The 18,234-nt window shown below is 64.8% G+C and carries 22 protein-coding genes; 13 read left to right on the forward strand and 9 right to left on the reverse strand.

Annotation, left to right across the window (positions count from 1 at the left end; all coding sequences use genetic code 11):
• Positions 1-78: 78 nt before the first annotated feature.
• The 3 genes from BLQ10_RS19070 to BLQ10_RS19075 form a co-directional block, all read right to left on the reverse strand.
• Positions 79-861: an ATP-binding protein gene (locus tag BLQ10_RS19070; protein WP_254785668.1), complete on the reverse strand. Its 783-nt coding sequence runs from the start codon at positions 859-861 to the stop codon at positions 79-81.
• Positions 777-1,238 carry an ATP-binding protein gene (locus BLQ10_RS22870; protein ID WP_254785669.1) on the reverse strand — a complete coding sequence of 154 codons (462 nt, stop codon included), beginning with the start codon at positions 1,236-1,238 and terminating at the stop codon, positions 777-779. Before BLQ10_RS22870 ends, BLQ10_RS19070 begins: the two co-directional genes overlap by 85 nt.
• Positions 1,239-1,412: 174 nt before the next feature.
• The gene (locus tag BLQ10_RS19075) at positions 1,413-1,625 is read right to left on the reverse strand and encodes an SRPBCC family protein (RefSeq protein ID WP_139164292.1); all 213 of its coding nucleotides are present in this window, start codon (positions 1,623-1,625) and stop codon (positions 1,413-1,415) included.
• 94 nt (positions 1,626-1,719) lie between these two features.
• Between BLQ10_RS19075 and BLQ10_RS19080 the strand changes: the two genes are divergently transcribed.
• Positions 1,720-2,367: a hypothetical protein gene (locus BLQ10_RS19080; RefSeq protein WP_091564587.1), complete on the forward strand. Its 648-nt coding sequence runs from the start codon at positions 1,720-1,722 to the stop codon at positions 2,365-2,367.
• A gap of 419 nt (positions 2,368-2,786) precedes the next feature.
• Here the strand turns inward: BLQ10_RS19080 and BLQ10_RS19085 are convergent, their stop codons facing one another.
• Positions 2,787-3,521 carry a GAF and ANTAR domain-containing protein gene (locus tag BLQ10_RS19085; protein ID WP_091564588.1) on the reverse strand — a complete coding sequence of 245 codons (735 nt, stop codon included), beginning with the start codon at positions 3,519-3,521 and terminating at the stop codon, positions 2,787-2,789.
• Between the two features lie 175 nt (positions 3,522-3,696).
• On the opposite strand from BLQ10_RS19085, the gene BLQ10_RS19090 reads away from it, so the two are divergent.
• The 9 genes from BLQ10_RS19090 (at position 3,697) to BLQ10_RS19130 (ending at position 10,232) form a co-directional block, all read left to right on the forward strand.
• Positions 3,697-4,674: a helix-turn-helix transcriptional regulator gene (locus BLQ10_RS19090; protein WP_368086529.1), complete on the forward strand. Its 978-nt coding sequence runs from the start codon at positions 3,697-3,699 to the stop codon at positions 4,672-4,674.
• Positions 4,667-5,548 carry an SDR family oxidoreductase gene (locus BLQ10_RS19095; RefSeq protein WP_091564590.1) on the forward strand — a complete coding sequence of 294 codons (882 nt, stop codon included), beginning with the start codon at positions 4,667-4,669 and terminating at the stop codon, positions 5,546-5,548. Before BLQ10_RS19090 ends, BLQ10_RS19095 begins: the two co-directional genes overlap by 8 nt.
• Before the next feature lie 143 nt (positions 5,549-5,691).
• Entirely contained in the window at positions 5,692-6,453 is a 762-nt protein-coding gene (locus tag BLQ10_RS19100; protein ID WP_091564591.1) for an SDR family NAD(P)-dependent oxidoreductase, read from the forward strand.
• Between the two features lie 25 nt (positions 6,454-6,478).
• The gene (locus BLQ10_RS19105) at positions 6,479-7,459 is read left to right on the forward strand and encodes an aldo/keto reductase (protein ID WP_091564592.1); all 981 of its coding nucleotides are present in this window, start codon (positions 6,479-6,481) and stop codon (positions 7,457-7,459) included.
• A gap of 16 nt (positions 7,460-7,475) precedes the next feature.
• Positions 7,476-7,697 carry an aldo/keto reductase gene (locus tag BLQ10_RS19110; RefSeq protein ID WP_091564593.1) on the forward strand — a complete coding sequence of 74 codons (222 nt, stop codon included), beginning with the start codon at positions 7,476-7,478 and terminating at the stop codon, positions 7,695-7,697.
• A gap of 157 nt (positions 7,698-7,854) precedes the next feature.
• On the forward strand, positions 7,855-8,736 hold the full coding sequence (locus BLQ10_RS19115) for a helix-turn-helix transcriptional regulator (protein WP_091564594.1): 882 nt from the start codon (positions 7,855-7,857) through the stop codon (positions 8,734-8,736).
• Position 8,737: 1 nt separating this feature from the next.
• Complete coding sequence (locus BLQ10_RS19120) at positions 8,738-9,199, forward strand: (R)-mandelonitrile lyase (RefSeq protein ID WP_091564595.1); 462 nt, start codon at positions 8,738-8,740, stop codon at positions 9,197-9,199.
• A complete protein-coding gene (locus BLQ10_RS19125) occupies positions 9,196-10,026 on the forward strand; it encodes an oxidoreductase (RefSeq protein WP_091564596.1) in 831 nt (276 codons plus the stop codon). Before BLQ10_RS19120 ends, BLQ10_RS19125 begins: the two co-directional genes overlap by 4 nt.
• 17 nt (positions 10,027-10,043) lie before the next feature.
• Positions 10,044-10,232 carry a carboxymuconolactone decarboxylase family protein gene (locus BLQ10_RS19130; protein ID WP_368086530.1) on the forward strand — a complete coding sequence of 63 codons (189 nt, stop codon included), beginning with the start codon at positions 10,044-10,046 and terminating at the stop codon, positions 10,230-10,232.
• Between the two features lie 238 nt (positions 10,233-10,470).
• Here the strand turns inward: BLQ10_RS19130 and BLQ10_RS19135 are convergent, their stop codons facing one another.
• Positions 10,471-10,953, reverse strand: coding sequence for a winged helix-turn-helix transcriptional regulator (locus BLQ10_RS19135; RefSeq protein WP_091564597.1), 483 nt, complete (start codon positions 10,951-10,953; stop codon positions 10,471-10,473).
• A 127-nt stretch (positions 10,954-11,080) separates the two neighbouring features.
• Between BLQ10_RS19135 and BLQ10_RS19140 the strand changes: the two genes are divergently transcribed.
• The 3 genes from BLQ10_RS19140 to BLQ10_RS19150 all read left to right on the forward strand — a co-directional run bounded on the left by BLQ10_RS19140 (position 11,081) and on the right by BLQ10_RS19150 (position 13,404).
• Positions 11,081-11,797 (forward strand): SDR family oxidoreductase, encoded by a 717-nt coding sequence (locus BLQ10_RS19140; RefSeq protein WP_091564598.1) that lies wholly within the window; start codon positions 11,081-11,083, stop codon positions 11,795-11,797.
• A 48-nt stretch (positions 11,798-11,845) separates the two neighbouring features.
• Positions 11,846-12,370, forward strand: a complete 525-nt coding sequence (locus tag BLQ10_RS19145; protein WP_091564599.1) for a PaaI family thioesterase — start codon at positions 11,846-11,848, stop codon at positions 12,368-12,370.
• 74 nt (positions 12,371-12,444) lie between these two features.
• Entirely contained in the window at positions 12,445-13,404 is a 960-nt protein-coding gene (locus tag BLQ10_RS19150) for an SLAC1 family transporter (RefSeq protein WP_254785675.1), read from the forward strand.
• A 390-nt stretch (positions 13,405-13,794) separates the two neighbouring features.
• On the opposite strand, the gene BLQ10_RS19155 is transcribed toward BLQ10_RS19150, so the two are convergent.
• From BLQ10_RS19155 to BLQ10_RS19170, 4 genes are all read right to left on the reverse strand, one after another.
• Positions 13,795-13,944: a hypothetical protein gene (locus tag BLQ10_RS19155; RefSeq protein ID WP_368086531.1), complete on the reverse strand. Its 150-nt coding sequence runs from the start codon at positions 13,942-13,944 to the stop codon at positions 13,795-13,797.
• A 485-nt stretch (positions 13,945-14,429) separates the two neighbouring features.
• Positions 14,430-15,191, reverse strand: a complete 762-nt coding sequence (locus BLQ10_RS19160; protein WP_091564601.1) for an SDR family oxidoreductase — start codon at positions 15,189-15,191, stop codon at positions 14,430-14,432.
• Between the two features lie 124 nt (positions 15,192-15,315).
• Positions 15,316-16,230 (reverse strand): amidohydrolase family protein, encoded by a 915-nt coding sequence (locus BLQ10_RS19165; RefSeq protein ID WP_302847341.1) that lies wholly within the window; start codon positions 16,228-16,230, stop codon positions 15,316-15,318.
• Positions 16,227-18,215 (reverse strand): acetoacetate--CoA ligase, encoded by a 1,989-nt coding sequence (locus BLQ10_RS19170; protein WP_091564603.1) that lies wholly within the window; start codon positions 18,213-18,215, stop codon positions 16,227-16,229. Before BLQ10_RS19170 ends, BLQ10_RS19165 begins: the two co-directional genes overlap by 4 nt.
• Positions 18,216-18,234 lie beyond the last annotated feature (19 nt).

The following is an 18,234-nucleotide window of genomic DNA, read 5'->3' on the forward strand; positions in this document are numbered from 1 at the left end:
CACTTCGCACCTTCTTACAAACGAAGGATCCCGAGGGCTCTTTGAATCGAGAACCGGCGCGTGCGACAGCCCGTCTGGTTACTCTTCGAACTGGCGGCTGATGAATCCTGACATGCCAGGCACTGTAAATCGGACGGCGCCATGATCCGGGGCGTAGATGAGGCCTTTAGAGATGAGGCTGGATCGGGCGACCGTCAGCTGACTCGCTGCCCGGTTCAGCCGCGAGGCCACCCGGGCAGTGGATGACGCTTCGTCGTGGCCGTCGGCCATCGCGCGGAGATACTGGCGTTCCGCGGGTGTCGCCCGCTGCCAACGGGCCCTGAAGAAGCCTGCGTCGAGTTGTTCCGTGCCTATTTCGATGGCCAGTCGGGCGTCGTCTAGGTTGACTGTTTTGCTGGAGGCTACGTCCCAAACGGCCTTGCCGTAGGCCTGTAGGAAGAAGGGACACCCATCTGCTGCCGTCACGAGCGCCCGAAGGGCATCTGTGTCCACGTGCGCGCCCCGCTGGTTCATCGGGAGGCTGATGGCGTCAGCTGCCGACCCGTGGTCCAGGGCACCGATGGTGCGGTAGTCAAAGAGGCGTTCTGAGTATGACCTCGTGGCGCTCAGCTTTCCCGGGAGGTTGGGCAAGCCCGCCCCGATGATGAAGAACGGCCAGCCTTTCTGGCCGGCCATGTGCTGGACCGAAATCCGTGCATCCAGCAACTCGTCGTCCAGGTCCTGCATTTCGTCGATGAAGATCCCGAAACCACTGCGGGATTTGGCCATGGCCGTTGCTATGTCTTCAACGAGCTCTTCGAGGTCGATATCGAGGTTCCCGGAGTCCGCCCGGCCCTCCGTGGTACCGAGTGTGGCTGACACTCGGTACCACGGAGGGTCACATTGAAGGAACCGATACTGCCCAGAACACCCTTGACGTAATCCCAGCCGGACCTGGTCCGCAACCTCCGTGCGCCCGCTTCGATCGCCCGGGCCAGTTTTTGCCGTGTTGCCTTCCGGCCGTCCGGAGAGGGCTGGGCTTCTATCTGCACAACGAACCAGTCATGCCGCTCAGCCTGGGCAGCGAAGTTATTCAGCAGAACGGTCTTTCCCACGCCTCGGAGCCCGGACAGGAGCATTCCCCGTTCGGCGGCCTGGCGTTTGCTCCTGACAATCAGGCGGTCAAACGCTTCTATCTCTGCTTCGCGTCCCTCCAGCGCGGGAGGCTTGAGTCCTGATCCGGGGGCGAAGGGGTTCATGTCGGACCAGAGAAGTCTATAGAAGAATATGAGGCGATATAAGAATTGCTTTATATCAGGGGATATTTTTTTATGGCCTCAAAAAGGCAGACAATCGGCATAGACACGCGGGGCCCCGGTCCCGGGAAGGCGGGCGCTGATTCCGGCCACGCTGATCATCCCGGGTTGAGCGTGTCAGCCGAGGATTTCGGCGCGTTTCTTGACGGCATTGACGTAATCGATGAGGTCCTGCCGGGTGTCGGGTGTGGCCTTCCAGAGCAGTCCGCGCAATGGGCCTCTGACCTCTTCTTTCACGCGCAGGTGCGTCATACCGCCCTGGTGGTCGAGCGTGAATGTGCCGACGCCGGTGAACAGACCCAGCGGCAGTCCCCCGGTCAAGATCATCACCTCGCTGACCTACTCAGCCGCCACGCCGGCTTTGACTCTGCAGACGTCCGGCCTCGATTGCTGGCGAGGCCGGAGATGGCGTTGAATGTTGCCTATGGTCGACTGGGTTCTACTCGCCAACCTCGGCACCGCTCTCGGTACGACGGTGCTGGCCGTCGCGACGTTCATCTCCACTAGGTCAGCCAACCGGTCGGCGCGGCTGGCCGAGCGCGCACTGCTGAACGGTTTGCGCCCCATCCTGCTGCCTTCCAACTGGTCGGATGCCCCGCAGAAGGTGCGGTTTATGGAAGGCAAGTGGATGGTCGTGCAGGGTGGCCACGCCGCCCTCGAGATCGCCGACAACACCGTGTACCTGGTGATGTCTGTGCGCAACGCCGGCACAGGGGTGGCGATCCTGCACGGCTGGCATCTGCCACCGGACGCCAGGGCTCCGCTGGTACCAGTCGAGGAGTTCCACCGGCTGACACGCGACATCTACGTGCCGTCCAACGACGCCGGTTTCTGCCAGGTCGCCATCCGGGACCCGAAATCGGCCGACTACCGTAATGCCACGGAGGGAGCCGCCGGCGAAGGCTTCGCCGTCGACGTGCTCTATGGAGACGCCGAAGGCTCGCAGCGCGTCGTCTCGCGGTTCTACATCACACCAGGACCCGCAGGCCTTGGCCACGACGAGGACGACACCGGCTGGCTGCTGATGGTCTCGCGCCACTGGAACCTCGATTTGCCGGCGCCGCGCGGCTGAGCCCGGGTGGAGTCGCCGGGCGCGGGCTTTGTCATGCCTGCATCAGACCACATCTGAATCGTGGCTCTCACAAACGAAGGATTTCAAGAATGCATCGAATCGAGAACCCCGTGACCGGTCGCTCTCTAATGCGATGGGCGTGTGCCGCCGCAGAAAATCGGCTCAACAAAATTGTCACTTTCAGAAGTCGTCTGCACCAGTCCATGCGGAAGAGAGGGGCGAGTGCAGACGGGTACTGACATTGGAATGTCAGAAGTGCCGTGCACTGTCGTGCGCGGTCATGAGACAGGACAGGCCGGGCTCAGTTCAAACATCTCCATCCGTGCCAGAAACGGTCATCTGCACGAGGGGACAGCCGAAGACCCACGGGACTAGGAAGCCGATACAGCGCTTCGCGGCGTGTTGTCGGCCGACTGTCCTTACGCGTCGAAGTGGGTTCGGATGTTGCCAGCGGACAACTGTTCTACCAGTTCGGTGGCCACGTCACGCAGTTTGCGGTTGCGGTTACTGGAGACCTTGGTGAGGATCTCCATCGCTTCAGCCTGCGAGCACCTGTTCTGCGCCATGATTACCCCGCACGCCAGGTTGATGGCAGTCCGGCTCTCCATGGCTGCCTCCAGATCCTCCGCCCGGTTCTGTGCGGTGTCGATGCGGACTGAGAGATGCAGTGTGTTGTGGGCAGCGGCGGCAAAGCCTACGGCCTTGTCGTAGACGTTTGGGGTGAAGGCGCCGGGCTTTGATGCAAAGAAGTTCAATGCGGCGCTGGCTGCGCCGCTGATTTCCAGGGGCACCCCTAACGAGCTGTATACGCCCGATTCTGCGAATTTCCGGTTCAACTCCGGCCACCGCACATCCGACGAGACGTCGTCGATCACCACCGGGGACATCTGCCGGAGCGCTGCAATGCAGGGGCCGTCACCGATGGCCTGCTCCATCTGATCGAGCTCCACGGCGCGTTGACTGCTGCCTGCGGCAGTAGTGGGCCTACGCCTCACTTTGATGGTGACCGCACATTCGACGTTGTCGTCGGCGGCTTCAGAAACCGCGGCCGCGGCGAGCTTCGAGAGCCCGGAAAGAAACTCAGATGCATTTTCTGCGCCCACCAGAATGCTCTGGAGCTGGTCTACAGGTTCGTTTTCCGATGTACGCGACATCGACCCATCTTACTTTCCTACCTGTCCTAACAGCACGACCAAGCGGAGGGTCACTCCTGAATTCAAGGCCCTCTTTGAATCCTTCGTTTATGAGGAACCACTCCTGCACCCATCTCAGGTGGGGGTGTTTGATAGACACTGCCGGCGCGGGCACAGCCTGCGTAGCGTGGTGGATGTGGAAAGAAAAGAAGAAATCCGTGACTTCCTGATCTCGCGACGGGCGAAGATCGCCCCGGAGCAGGCCGGCCTTCCTAACTATGGCGAGCTGCGGCGTGTGCCGGGCCTGCGCCGTGAGGAAGTGGCCCAGCTCGCCGGGGTAAGCACGGACTACTACACGCGGCTGGAACGCGGCAGCATCCGCGGCGTCTCGGACTCAGTGCTCGACGCTGTGGCTTCGGCCCTTCAGCTGGATGAGGCGGAGCGGACGCATTTAATGGACTTGGCGAGGACGGCCAACACGCCGTCCCGACGCGCAGTGCGCCGGCCACCACAGCAGCGGGTCCGTCCCGGAGTATTGCGTTTGCTGGACGGGATGACCGGAGCGGTCGCCATGGTGCAGAACGGACGTTCGGACGTGTTGGCCGCCAACCTCTTGGGCCGTGCGCTGTATGGTCCAGTATTCGAGTCCGCAGCAGTTCCTGGTCCGGAGGCTCCGGGCCGGCTGCCTAACCAGGCACGCTACCTTTTCCTCAGTCCGGGTGCCGGGGACTTCTACCCCGAGTGGCCCGCGATCGCCGCCACCACGGTCGCCATGCTGCGCTTGGAATCCGGCCGGAATTCCCACGACCGGGCACTGAACGAGCTGATCGGTGAACTCACCACCCGCAGCAGTTTGTTCGCCGGATTGTGGGCCGGGCACGACGTACGGATCCACACCACCGGGACCAAACGTTTCCATCATCCGGTCGCCGGGGACTTGTCCCTGCAGTTCGAAACGCTGGATCTCCCCGGCGACGAAGGACAGACCCTGTTCACCTTCACCGCGGAGCCCGGCTCCGCATCCGAAAACGCGCTGGCATTCCTCGCCAGCTGGGCGGCACCGCCTCCTGACATAACCACTGCCGGCGGTCCCGCCGGCGGATCCATAACCCCCGTGCGCTCCCACGCGCAGCCAGAGCGCAAACCAGGAAAGACAGGACAAACAAATGACTGAACAGCAAACCACCACCGAACAGAATGAAACCCCGGCCGGCAAGAAGGTCTGGTTCATCACCGGAGCGGGCCGCGGCATGGGAACCGACATCGCCAAGGCAGCCCTCGCCGCCGGCCACGCGGTGGTCGCTACCGGCCGGAACCCGGAAAGAGTCTCACAGGCCATCGGCCCGTCCAAGGACCTGCTGGCCGTGAAACTCGACGTCACCGACCCCGCCGACGCTACGGCCGCGATCGTCGCCGCCGTTGAGCGGTTCGGCCGGATCGACGTCCTGGTGAACAACGCCGGTAACTTCTACGCCGGGTTCTTCGAGGAAATCTCACCGGAGGACTTCCGGACACAGATCGAAACCACCATGTTCGGTCCCATGAACGTCACCCGCGCCGCCCTGCCGGTCCTGCGCGCACAGCGCTCCGGCCTGCTCGTCACGATCTCCTCCACCGCCGGGATCGCCGGCGGAGAATTCCTGACCGCCTACGCCGCCTCGAAGTTCGGCGTGGAGGGCTGGGCGGAGTCCCTGGCCCCCGAGGTCGCCCCATTCGGCATCCGCACCATGATCGTGGAACCGGGATTCTTCCGCACCGAACTGCTCACCCCGGAATCCACCCAGTACGCCGAATCCACCATCGAGGACTACGCCGAAAGGAACGAACAGACCGTCGCCGCCTGGCAAAGCATGAACGGCCTGCAGGGCGGAGACCCGGCCAGACTCGCCAACGCCCTGATCGAACTGGCCGAGCTGGACGAACCGCCGCTGCGCTTCGCTGCCGGAGCCGACGCCGTCGGACTCTTCGACACCCGGGCCAAGGCACTCCAGGCCCAGGCCGACGCGCACCGCGAACTCTCCAGCAACCTCGCCCACGACGACGCCTAACCCTCCCTGGCGACGCCGGCCGCGTCCCTAAACCCAGGGCGCCGGCCGGCCGACCAATTCAAGCAACCCCCACAAAATTCCGTTGGACGCACGTGGCCAGCGCCTGCCCAAAACCGTCCCCACCACTTCAAGGAGAACAACCCATGACAGCTAAACTGACCGGCACCGTCGCCCTAGTTACCGGCGCGAGCAGCGGCATCGGCGACGCCACTGCCCGCCGCCTCGCCGAGCAGGGGGCATCCGTCGCCGTCGTCGCCCGCCGCCGGGAACGCCTCGACAAACTCGTTGCCGAGATCGAGGCCGCCGGCGCCACCGCCCACGCCGTCGTGGCCGACATCACCGACCGCGCCCAAGCCGAACAGGCCGTAGCGGAGGTCGTCGACCGTTTCGGCCGCCTGGACATCCTGGTCAACAACGCCGGCCTCATGCTCCTCGGCCCGATTGTTGGCGCCGATGTTGAGGAATGGGAGCGGATGATCGCCGTCAACCAGAACGGCCTGCTCTACATGACCAACGCGGCACTGCCGCACCTGCTCAAGGCCGCGAAGGACGGACCGCGGGAAGTGGCCGACATCGTGAACATCTCCTCAATCGCCGGACGGCAGGCGTGGGCCAACTACGGCGTCTACAACATGACCAAGTTCGGGGTGAACGGATTCACCGAGGCCCTGCGCCAGGAGGTCACCAAGAAGCACGTCCGTGTCGGCGTGCTCGAGCCCGGCGCGGTCGACACTGAGCTCGTCTCGCACAACAACGAAACGATCCGGGACGAGCTCGCCGCCTCGGACGCCATCCCCGAGCCGCTGCAGCCCGGAGACATCGCCGACAGCATCGCCTTCATGGTGACCCGTCCCCGCCGATCCTCCATCGCCGAGCTGTGGGCCATGCCCACATCCCAGGCCTGAGAACCACCCCGAAAGGAAGCACAGCATGAAGAACGCATGCCTCGGAGACCTGGAAGTCTCCCGCATCGGACTCGGTGCCATGACCATGGCCGGCACCTACACCAGCGAGGGCGCCCTGGATAACGCGGAGTCGATCCGCACGATCCACCGTGCGCTCGAGCTCGGGGTCACCCATATCGACACCGCGGAGATCTACGGGCCGTTCCTGAGCGAGGAGATCGTCGGCCAGGCCATCAAGGGCCGCCGCGACCAGGTCAAGATCGCCACGAAGTTCGGCCTGGTCTCCCATTCCGGCGGCGGCCCCGGGGTGGTCGACAGCAGCGCGGCGAACGTGAGGTCCGCCGTCGAGGGCTCCCTCAAGCGCCTCGGCACCGACCACATCGACCTGTACTACCAGCACCGGATTGACCGGGACACCCCGATCGAGGAGACCGCCGGTGCGGTCGCGGATCTGATCGCCGAGGGCAAGGTGCTGCACTTCGGGCTGTCCGAGGCCTCCCCGGAGACCATCCGCCGGGCACACGCCGTGCAGCCGGTCTCGGCACTGCAGACCGAGTACTCGCTGTGGACCCGCGACGTGGAGGCGGAGATCCTGCCGCTGCTGCGCGAACTCGGCATCGGCTTCGTCCCGTACTCACCGCTCGGACACGGCCTGCTGACCGGCCAGATCCGCTCCGTCGACGACTTCGCCGACGACGACTGGCGCAAGACCAACCCGCGGTTCACGGGCGAGAACTTCCGCCGCAACCTCGCGATCGTCGACGAGGTGAAGGCCATCGGCGCCGAGATCGGCGCGACCCCCGCACAGACTGCCCTCGCGTGGCTGCTGACCCAAGGGAACGACATCGCCCCGATTCCCGGCACCCGCCGGGTCGCCCGGGTCGAGGAGAACACCGCGGGCGACGGCGTCACCCTCACCGGCGACCAGCTCGAGCGGCTGAACACGCTCCGGGCCGCCGCAGGGGAACGCCACGACGAGGCCAACATGGCCTCGATCGACCGCTGATCAGAAGGAACAGGACATGGAATACACAAGACTCGGGTCGTCGGGCCTGAAGGTCAGCCGCATTGCCCTCGGCACGATGGGCTTCGGAGACGGGACAGTGCCGTTCTGGAGCTGGGCTCTGCCGTGGGAGGACGCGAAGGGTTTCTTCGCGCAGGCGCTCGACCTGGGAATCAACTTCTGGGTCCCGGCCGCAGTTGACGTGAGCGATTTCCTCCCTTGCGAGCTGAAGGCTGCCTAATTGGCCTGCCCGTCCTCCGCGGCTGGAGAATTCTGCGCGGCGGCGCGTCAGGTTCTGGTTCAGTTCATCGGGCATTGCGCGAGGCAGCCACCAACGGGCTTAGCCACTAACTGATGGTTCCTGTTTCTTCGGCAGGGCGAGCTTTTAGAGTGGGGGCATGGGTATACGGGAAGAAGCGGGTGAGTTCCTTCGCACCCGGCGGGCGCGTCTGACGCCGGAACAGCTGGGCATCATTAGCGGAGGCCGCCGCCGCGTGCCGGGCCTGCGTCGTGAGGAAGTCGCGATGCTTGCGGGCACGAGCAGCGAATACTACGCGCGGATGGAACGCGGCGATCTCGCGGGCGTTTCGGCCGAGGTCCTTGATGCGGTTGGTCGCGTTCTGCGGTTGGACGAGGCGGAGATGCAGCATCTGCATGATCTGGCGCGGATAACAGGTCCGGCGCCGGTCCGCCGCCGGGCACTTCCGGCACCGAGCCAGGTGCGGCCCTCGCTGCAGGCATTCCTGGATGCGATGACGGGCGCGCCTGCGTGGGTGATGAACGCGCAACGGGACATCCTGGCAACGAACACGCTCGGCCGCGCGTTGATGGCGCCGCTGCTGGATGACCCGGCGAACGGGGGCAACAACGCGCGGTTCATTTTCCTCAGCCCGGCCTCGCGCACCTTCTATCCGGATTGGGAAAGCGCGGCCGACAGCACCGTGGCCTCCCTGCGCACCGCGGCGGGCCGGAACCCGCACGATAAGGGGCTCACGAATCTGATCGGTGAGCTTGTCACGCGCAGCGACACCTTTCGGATCCGCTGGTCCGCCCACAATGTTCGCCTGCACCGGACCGGGGTGAAGCGGATCGTGCACCCCGACGTGGGTGAACTCGACTTCGTTTACGAGGGGGTCGAAATCCCGGATCACCCCGGCTGGATGATTTTCGCCTACACGGCCTCGACCGGCTCGCCGACCGAGGAACGGCTCCGCCTCCTGGGCAGCCTCGCCGCCGGCAGCACACCCACCCCGACGCCGACGTCGACCCGCGAAAGCTGACATGGAGATTGAACCCCGGGCAGCGACCACGAAAGGGCCTTCGGATCGCTTCACCGGCGACGTATGGGTGGACCCGGTCGCCGGACCGCGCCCGGAGCCTTCCCGGCTGACGGCTGGAATCGTGCGGTTCGCGCCCGGAGCGCGGAGCGCCTGGCATGTGCACGCGCGCGGACAGACGCTGCGCGTCACCGACGGCGTCGCGATCGTGCAGACACGCGGCGGAGACACGGTCGCCGTGCATCCCGGGCAGACCGTCTACACACCCCCGGGCGAGTGGCACTGGCACGGCGCAACCGTCGAGAACTTTATGTCCCACCTTGCCCTCTCCGAACTGCTCCCCGAGAAGGACGGCGCGACCGTCACCTGGGGTGAACACGTCACGGACGAAGAATACCGGCGCGCGCAGATGCTCACGCTCCAGCAGAATGACGAAACGATCGATCAGGAAGAGGAAGCCCTATGACCACCTGGCTCATTACCGGATGCTCCACCGGCCTCGGCCGCGCCCTCGCGACCGCGGTGCTCGAGCACGGCCATAACGCCGTCGTCACCGCCCGCGACACGGCGAAAGTGCAGGACCTCGCGGACCGCTACCCGGACACCGCCCTCGCCCTCGCGCTAGACGTCACCGACGACGCACAGGTCACCGCTGCCGTCGCCGCAGCGGAACGGCGTTTTGGCGCCGTCGACGTGCTTGTCAACAACGCCGGCTACGGCTACCGTGCCGCCGTCGAGGAGGGCGAGGACGACGCCGTGCGCCGGCTGTTCGACACGCACGTATTCGGCACCGTCCGCACCATCAAAGCCGTGCTGCCAGGAATGCGCGCCCGTCGCTCCGGCACAGTCATCAACCTCTCCTCAATCGGCGCGCGCATCTCCCCGGAAGGCTCCGGCTACTACTCCGCCGTGAAGGCCGCGATCGAAGCACTCACACTCTCGCTGCGCAAAGAGATCGCACCCCTGGGCATCCGTGCGATCACCGTCGAACCCGGCGCGTTCCGCACCGACTTCGCCGGCCGCTCGCTCACCCAGGCCGCCGAACCGATCGCCGACTACGCCGACACCGCCGGTAAGCGCCGCAAGGAACACGACACCGTGCACGGCACCCAGAACGGCGACCCCGCGAAGGCCGCGGCCGCGCTCATCAAAGTCGTCGAATCCGAGGACACCCCCTACCTGTTGCTGCTCGGAAACGACGCCTCGAACGGATTCCGTGCTGCGCTCGACGCGCTGCGCGCGGACGCTGACAAATGGGAGCCGGTCAGCCGCAGCACCGACTTCGACGCCTGAACCGAAAGGAAAACACCATGACCGAACAGAGCCCCGCCCAGCGGGCCATCGGCGACTTCGCCCCGAAACTCGTCGACCTCACCGAGGACGTGCTCTTCGGCGACGTCTGGGAACGACCCGAACTCTCCAAACGCGACCGCAGCCTCGTCACCGTCACGAGCCTGATCACGTCCTCAAGCTTCGAGCAACTCCCCAGGACGGACTGACTTCCAGCCAGATCAACGCCGAATTTGTCCAACCGGAAGCAGAAGACCTGTACGGGAAGATCGGCTACAGACAAATACCGGCCGATCCGCCCTACGACACCGCGATACCGTCGTCAGTCTGCTTCAAGAAGGACCTTGAGGGTGGAGTCCAGGGAATCAGGCCTGCGAAAGCCGTCCGCAACGGTGGCCAGAGGACGACGGCGGATGTACCGCCGTCGTCCTCTGCCCGGCTTTGTCGTTACTGGTCGGACGCCGGGTCCGTACCGGCCGTGGACACAAGCGGTCCCAGCATCAAACTTCCTGGCGTGAACTCCTCACCGCATTCCGCACACGACACCACCGGGTTCAGGTCGGCCCCGCAACTGTGACGGTAAGAGGCACGGGGTGTCTCGTCGCGCATCCATGTGCTGCTCCACGCTGCGAGCGAAATGAGAATGGGCGCGACTTCGGCCCCGGAAGTTGTGAGGTGGTACTCGTAGCGCGGGGGACGCTCGGAGTACTGGACGCGCTCGATCACGCCACGGCTTTCGAGCGTGCGCAGTCGGCCCGTCAGGATGTCGCGGGACGCGCCAGTATTACGGGCGATCTGATCGAACCGGTGAACGCCCAAGGACATCTCGCGAAGCGCCAGCAGCGCCCACCGCTCCCCCAACACGTCGAGCCCCGCCGCGATGAAACACGCCCTCGGCGCGCTAACTGACGTCTCGGTCGGCTGATTCATCGTTCACCTGCTTTCGCTACTCTCCCTAAGTATACAGGTTAGTTGGAAAATCCAACCGACTCGGCTAACCTGAGACTCTGAGACCGCGACAACCGCGTCACGGCCCTATCCGACATCAGGAGAATCCATGCCACAGCTATCTGGCGCCGTCGTCCTCGTTACCGGCGCGAACGGAGGCCTGGGCCGCGAGTTCGTGGAACAGGCCCTCGCCCGGGGTGCTGAGAAGGTGTATGCGACAGCCCGCCGCCCGCAAGAGTGGAACGACTCCCGGATCGTCCCCCTCGCCCTCGACATCACCAACCCTGACTCGATCCGGGCCGCTGTTACCCAGGCCCAGGACGTCACGGTCCTGATCAACAACGCCGGCATGAGCGTCGAATCGGACACTTTCTTGGCGCTCTCCGACGAGGAGATCCGCGACGTTATGGAGACCAACTTCTTCGGACCGGTCGCCCTGACCAGGGCATTCGCGCCGGTGCTCGCCGCCAGCGAAACGTCAGCGGTCCTCAACATCCACTCGGTGCTCAGCTGGATCGCACTCACCGGCGCCTACAGCGCATCAAAGGCCGCGCTGTGGTCAGCGACCAACTCCTTCCGCGTGGAACTGGCCCCCCAAGGCACGCAGGTCACGGGTGTTCACGTCGGCTACATAGACACAGCCATGGCTAAGGGCGTGAATGCCCCGAAGACCTCCCCCGAGGAAGTCGCACGGAAGTCGTTCGCCGGCCTCGAGCAGGGTGAGTACGAGGTCATCGTGGACGACATCAGCGCCGGCGTGAAGCTCGGACTGTCTGGTTCGATCTCGGATCTGTACCCTGCCCTGGCAGCCAACGCCCCGTCATGACGCCGCCAAACCCTGAAGACCTGCAGAGAACCTGAACAGGAAATCCCCATGTCAACCAACACCTCGGCGGAACGCTCGGAAACCTTCACGTGGATGGATCCGGCAATCGCGCTCGAACAGCTGCGACGACTGTCGGGTCTGGACTACTTTTCCGGCCTCCGCGAAGGCAGCATTTCGCCGCCCCCGATCGCTTCCCTGATGAATTTCGATCTCGTCGATGCGAAATACGGGCACGTCGAGTTCCAGTGCGAGCCGACAGAAGCCCACTACAACCCGCTCGGAATGGTGCACGGCGGTCTGGCCTGCACACTCCTGGACACGGTGCTCGGCTGCGCAGCACACACCACCTTGGAAGCAGGGATCGGCTACACCTCCATCGATCTGGCGGTCAAGTACTTGCGGCCCATCACGCTCCAGAAGGGCCCACTTCGCGCAGAGGGGTCAGTCGTGAAATCCGGCTCCCGGGTGATATTCACCGAAGGCCGCCTCAGCACCGCCAGCGGAGAACTCCTTGCCACCGCCACGAGCACGCTGCTCATCTTCACCCACCAACCAAACGGACTGACGAGATGACTGATACCGGCACCATAGCGGCGCCGACGCCGACCGCTCAGGATCGCGCCTTGTCTCCGGCCGCCCCTTCGGGAATGCCGGCTTTGAGCCGCTTCGGCATTCCCCTGGGGCTTGCCGGTCTCGGGGGCGGCTGGTCTGCCGCGAGGAGCTCACTAGGATCCCCGATGTGGCCGGAGGAAATCCTCTACGGAGCAGCCAGCTCACTGTGGCTGGTCCTGACCGCCCTCTACGTGTTCCGGGGCCTTCGCCGAAAAGGAGCATTCCGGGCCGACCTGCGACACGACGTGGCAGGGCCCTTCGCGTCCTTCATCCCGTTAGTGGGGATCCTGCTCTCGTCCCACTACAGCCAGTACCTGCCGCCATGGGGCGCCTGGCTGTGCATGGCTTTCATTGCCGCCCTTGCCATCGTCGCTGCCCAGCTCCTCGCCCACTGGGTCACCGGCGGGATATCCATGCGATCCATCCATCCCGGCTACCTGCTGCCCGTCGTGGCCGGATCCTTCGTTGCCAGCATCGGATTCTCAAGCATCCATGCCCATGACGCGGCCATGGCCGCGTTTGGCATCGGCGCGTTCTTCTGGCTGGTCATAGGAACCGTCGTCACCATCCGGCTGATGACCGGCGGCGAACTGCCACCGGCCGCCAAAACCGGACTGTCCGCATACCTGGCTGCACCCGCAACCGCCAACATCGCCTGGATGATGTCACATCCAGGCCCCGTGGGGACAGTCCAACTCTGCCTAACAGGCGTGCTGCTGATCATGGTCCTCATGCAAGTCATGCTCCTCCCCGAGTACCGCAAGCTTCCCTTCACGCAAATGTTCTGGGTATTCACCTTTCCTGTCGGTGCAACCACGAACTATGCCATCCGCTGGCTTGCAACAACCGACCTCCCCGGCCGGGAAATCTACGCCTGGACGACTCTCGGCCTCGCAACAGCCTTCACCCTGGCCATTGCCGCCCGCACCGCCCCAACAGCCATCGCCCCAAGAGTAGCGAGACTCACCGCACCACAGAGCACAGAAGTGCGCTGAAGCTGCCGCCGCCTGCAACAAGCTCCTTTTGAAGCAGGGAATGTGGTGCCAGCCGGCCGCGCCAGCGGACGCCCTTGACCGCCGTCGTTTTCTGCCACCCAATCCACGAAAGCTGGATCGCGTCCAGCACATCATCGCGATCTACACGCTCGTTGAGCAGACCGCGACCATAGTCACCGCCCCAGTCCGTCCAGGGCACCAGTGAAGCGGGACGGACCGCGGTACCTCTGGGGTGGACAGATCGGCCAACATCCAGGGTGCCCTGTCGACCGCGGCGCCAGGGAGGCCGCTTACTGACGGGGTGACATTGCGGTCTGGCGACAAACGGCCGGCCGCGCACGTGGGAGCGAAGCCGTGGCTCGGGACGCGCTTCTGGCGCGCTTTGGCCTGTCACGGCGTCGGCCTGATAGCGGTGTCCGGGCTGTACGAAGTGACTTGCGAGCCGGCACCGCTGTCGAGCACTTTGGAGTGGGTGGTCGACGCGTCGAGAACGACGTGCTGGGAAGCGACGTCGCTGACCACGTGGTTGAGCGCGACCACGTTGGCGTCCCGCCGGCGGTCAGGATCTGGGTCGGCTGGGCGCCGGCGGGGGCGATATTGGCGGGGTGCCAAACCAATTGGGCAGCGGGAGATGACACTAGGAGCACGGCGCAGTGGGTGTCAACGCCAAAATTCGGAACTGAAGTGTTTGGCAGTGCCGACGCGCCTCACCTCTGCCCGGATCACCGGGCTTCCGTCCCCGAGCGGTCCCGACGCCGGGCCGCAAAGCTCCGGGCCAGGGACTCCTCGCCCGCATGAGTCTCCGCGCTTGTGACCCTTGACACCCTCCAGACCCATTTCTCCCCGGACCTCCGGCAGCAGCGGGGACAGGCCGGTGACGGCGTGCCGCAGGGTGATGGCCAGGAGCACGTGCCCACGATGAGCACGACGCGGCCGCGCCAGAGGCTGCCCGCCGGCGGAGTGACTTTAACGGGGAATGCGTTTCCCGGCGGCTGGGGCCTGTGCGGCAATGTATCGGGTGATCATCAGACTGCGGCCTTGGAGTCGGCATCGATGGGGAACATCTGGCCAGAGATGGTTCGGGCGTGCGGGCCGGCGAGGAACAGGATCAAGGCTGCGATGTCGTCCGGGTTGATGAATTTCTTCACGGACTGGTTGGCCATCGCGGAGTCGATTTCCTCCTGCACGGTGCGGCCGGACACGGACGCGCGGCCCTCGAAGACGCTCATGATGCGGGGGCCGTCCACGGCGCCCGGGTGGATGGTGTTCGAGGTGATGCCAAAGGGACCCAGTTCCATTGCGAGCGTCTTGGCGAAGCCGACCAGGCCCCACTTGGTGGTGGAGTAAGCAACACGGTTCGGGTAGCCGAACCGGCCGGCCAGGGAAGACATGGTCACGATGGATGCGGCGTCGGATTCCTTAAGCAGCGGGATAGCCCTCTGCGTGACGTTGAAGGTCCCCAGAAGGTTCACGCCGACGACGGCGGCGAAAGCGCCGGCGTCGTATTCTTCCACCGGGGCGGTGGGGCCGGCGATGCCGGCGTTGTTGACCAGCACATCCAGACCGCCAAGCTCCTTCTTGACGTCCTCGAACAGGGGGGCGACGGCGTCGGGGTTGCTGACGTCCGTCACTGATCCGGTGATGTCCGGATTACCGGCGCTGGCTGCGGCCACCGCCTCGGCGTTGATGTCGGCGATGTGAACCCTGGCGCCGGCGGCTACAAAGGCCTTGGCGGTGGCCAGTCCGATCCCGCTGGCTCCGGCCGTGATGAGTACGCGTTGTGACATTGTCTTCTCCATGTGTTCAGGCGGAGGGACAGAGGCGGTGGGCTGTTGCCCGCTCGTCGGTGTTCCCAAATTTAGGCATTTTTCACTCGAGCCATGAGCATGTGCTGTGCGCTCAGGCCCGTCATCATTCCGTGGCGGTCCCTGTGGCGTTCTGCAGCCCGAGGAGCCGGAGCGCGTTTTCGCGCATGATCAGCGGACGGACTTCCGGTTTGATGGCCAGTTTCTCAAAGTCGGCGATCCAGCGGTCCGGCGGAATCATGGGGTAGTCGGAGCCGAAAAGGACCTTGGTCCGCAGGAGTGAGTTCGCGTACTGCACTAGCTGCGGCGGGAAGTACTTCGGGGACCAGCCGGAGAGGTCGATGTAGACGTTGGTGTGGCGCGCCGCGACCGCCAGTGCCTCCTCCTGCCAGGGAAACGACGGGTGGGCCATGATGATCTTCAAATCCGGGAAGTCCACCGCCACGTCATCGAGCACGATCGGGTTGGAGTATTTCAGCCTGATCCCGCCCGAGCCCGGCATGCCCGAACCGATTCCGCTCTGCCCCGTATGGAAGAGCGCTGGAACGCCCAGTTTCTGAATCGCCTCGTATAGGGGGTAAGCCATGGGATCGTTCGGGAAGAATCCCTGCAGGTTGGGGTGGAACTTGAACCCCTTGACACCAAATTCCTCCACTAGGATTTTCGCTTCCCGCACGCCCTCCTCGCCGCGGGCAGGGTTGATGCTGGCAAAGGGAATGAGCACATCCGAATGCCCTGCGGCTTGGCGGGCAATCTCGCGGTTGGAGAGGGGCGGATGCCCGGTCTGGGATTCATGGTCCACCGTGAAGACGACGGCGGCCATGTTGCGTTCGCGGTAGTGCGCGGCCACGCTGTCGACGTTCAACGGTTCGTGCGAGGTTCCGAAGTGCTTGCGGGCAGCTTCGCGAAAGTCCTCCGGCATGTCGGTGTGGCCGTGGCCGTCGGCTTCAATATGGACGTGCATGTCGATGGCTACGATGTCGGCAATATTCATGGTGTTCACGTTTCTGGTAGTAGTCATGCGGCGAACGCCTGCTTGATGAGCCGCACTGTCTCGCCAACATCTTCCGGTTTGACGAGAACACCCGGGTCCATGGCCTCGCCCAGCACGGCGCCCTGGATGACCCGTTTGAGCGGGATTTCCAATCGCTTTCCTGAGGGGTTGCGGGGAATGCTGGGAACGAAGACGACGTCGTCGGGGACGTGGCGGGGTGACAGTTCCGTGCGGAGCGCCCGGCGGACCGCCGCCTCCAGCTGTGCAGTATCTGCACCTTCCTGGGCTTCAACAAGCAGCGCCAGGCGGCCCATTCCCCCTGTCGGGTCCTCAAAATGCAGCACCATGCTGTCGTTGACCTGTGGCAGGCCATCGAGAACGGCGTAGAACTCGGCCGTGCCCAGGCGTACGCCGCCCCGGTTCAGGGTGGCGTCCGACCGGCCCGAAATGACCCAGGTCCCGCGTTCGGTCTCGATGAGCCAGTCACCGTGCCGCCAGACACCCGGATACGCGCTGAAGTAGCTGTCGGTGTAACGCTTGTTGTCCGTGTCGCCCCAGAAGAAGACAGGCATGGAGGGCATGGGCTTCGTGGCTACGAGCTCGCCGGCTATGCCGTGCAGCGGGTGTCCGTCCCGGTCCCAGGACTCCACCGACACGCCCAGGGGCCGGCAGGACATTTCGCCTGCATAGACTCCGGTCAGCGGGCTGGCGCCTAGGAATGCGGCACAGATATCTGTGCCCCCGGAGGTGGGGGCAAGCACCAAGTCCGGGCTGACGTCGTCGTACACCCAGGCCGCGACGTCGGCCGCGAGCGGCGAGCCGGAGCACTGGATCTCGCGGAGCCGGCTGAGGTCCCAGGTGGCACCCGGCGTAAGTCCGGCGTGGGCGCAGGCGGCGAGGTAGGCAGAACCCGTGCCCAGGTAGGTGGCTTCGGTCTCGGCCAGTACCGCCCATTGGGACCATTCGCCGTCGAGCGTTGGCCAGTTGGGGTCCCCGTCCATGAGGACGACGGCGGCGCCGGTCAGTAGAGTGGAGATGCCCAGGGTCCATACCATCCAGCCGGTGGTGGTGAACCAGAACGCGGTGTCCTTCGGGCCCATGTCGAAGTGCAGCCCCATGGCCTTGAAGTGTTCCAGCAGCAGGCCGCCGTGCGAGTGGACGATCGCCTTGGGTTTGCCCGTGGTTCCGGAGGAGAACAGGACGGTCAGCGGGTGAGAGAACGGCACGGCCTCGAAGCGGATGTTGGCGCTCTCAGCGGTGAAGTCGCGGTAGGCAATGGTGTTGGCCGGCACCTGGCAGTCCTGGTCAAGATACGGGAGCAGCACCACCTGGGTGTCCGGCAGTTCCATCCGGATCCGCACCAGGTCATCCGCCCGGGACAGGTCCTTCTTTCCCCACCTGTAGCCGTCGACGGCGATGATCAGTTTGGGTTCGAGCTGGCTGATCCGGTCGACCACGGATTTGGGGCCCATTTCGGGCGGCACGGAGCACCAGATGGCGCCCAGGGCCGTCGTGGCCAGGTAGGCCGCGAGGGTCTGCGGAATGTTCGGCAGATAGCCGGCCACGCGGTCCCCCGCCATGATGCCCTGGCGGACCAGGCCCTGCTGGATGCGCCCGATCTCCTCCAGCAACCGGCCGCCGGTCCATTCGGAACGGCCGGCGGTCTGGCTCCGGGACTTAACCATGATGTCGTCCTGGCGGCTGCGGACTGCGCGCACTATGTGTTCTGTGTAGTTGATCGTGGAACCCGGGAACCACTCCGCCCCCGGCATCTTGCGGTCTCCCAGGACTGCCTCGTAGGGGGTGTGGGAGATGATCTCGAAGTGGTCCCAGACCTCGGCCCAGAACTCTTCGAGGTTGTCCACGGACCACTGCCACGCGTCCTCGTAACCGGCGAAGGTCCGGCCGGTCTTCTGCTCGACGGCGGCCAGGAAGCGGCCCATCCGGGAGCCGGACCATTCTTCACGCTTGGGGGCGGCTCGCAGCAGGGCGCCGGTTTCAACTGAACGCATGGATTTTCCTTCGATGTCT

It is taken from the genome of Arthrobacter sp. ok362 (assembly GCF_900102785.1).
In the GTDB taxonomy this organism is placed as follows: domain Bacteria; phylum Actinomycetota; class Actinomycetes; order Actinomycetales; family Micrococcaceae; genus Arthrobacter.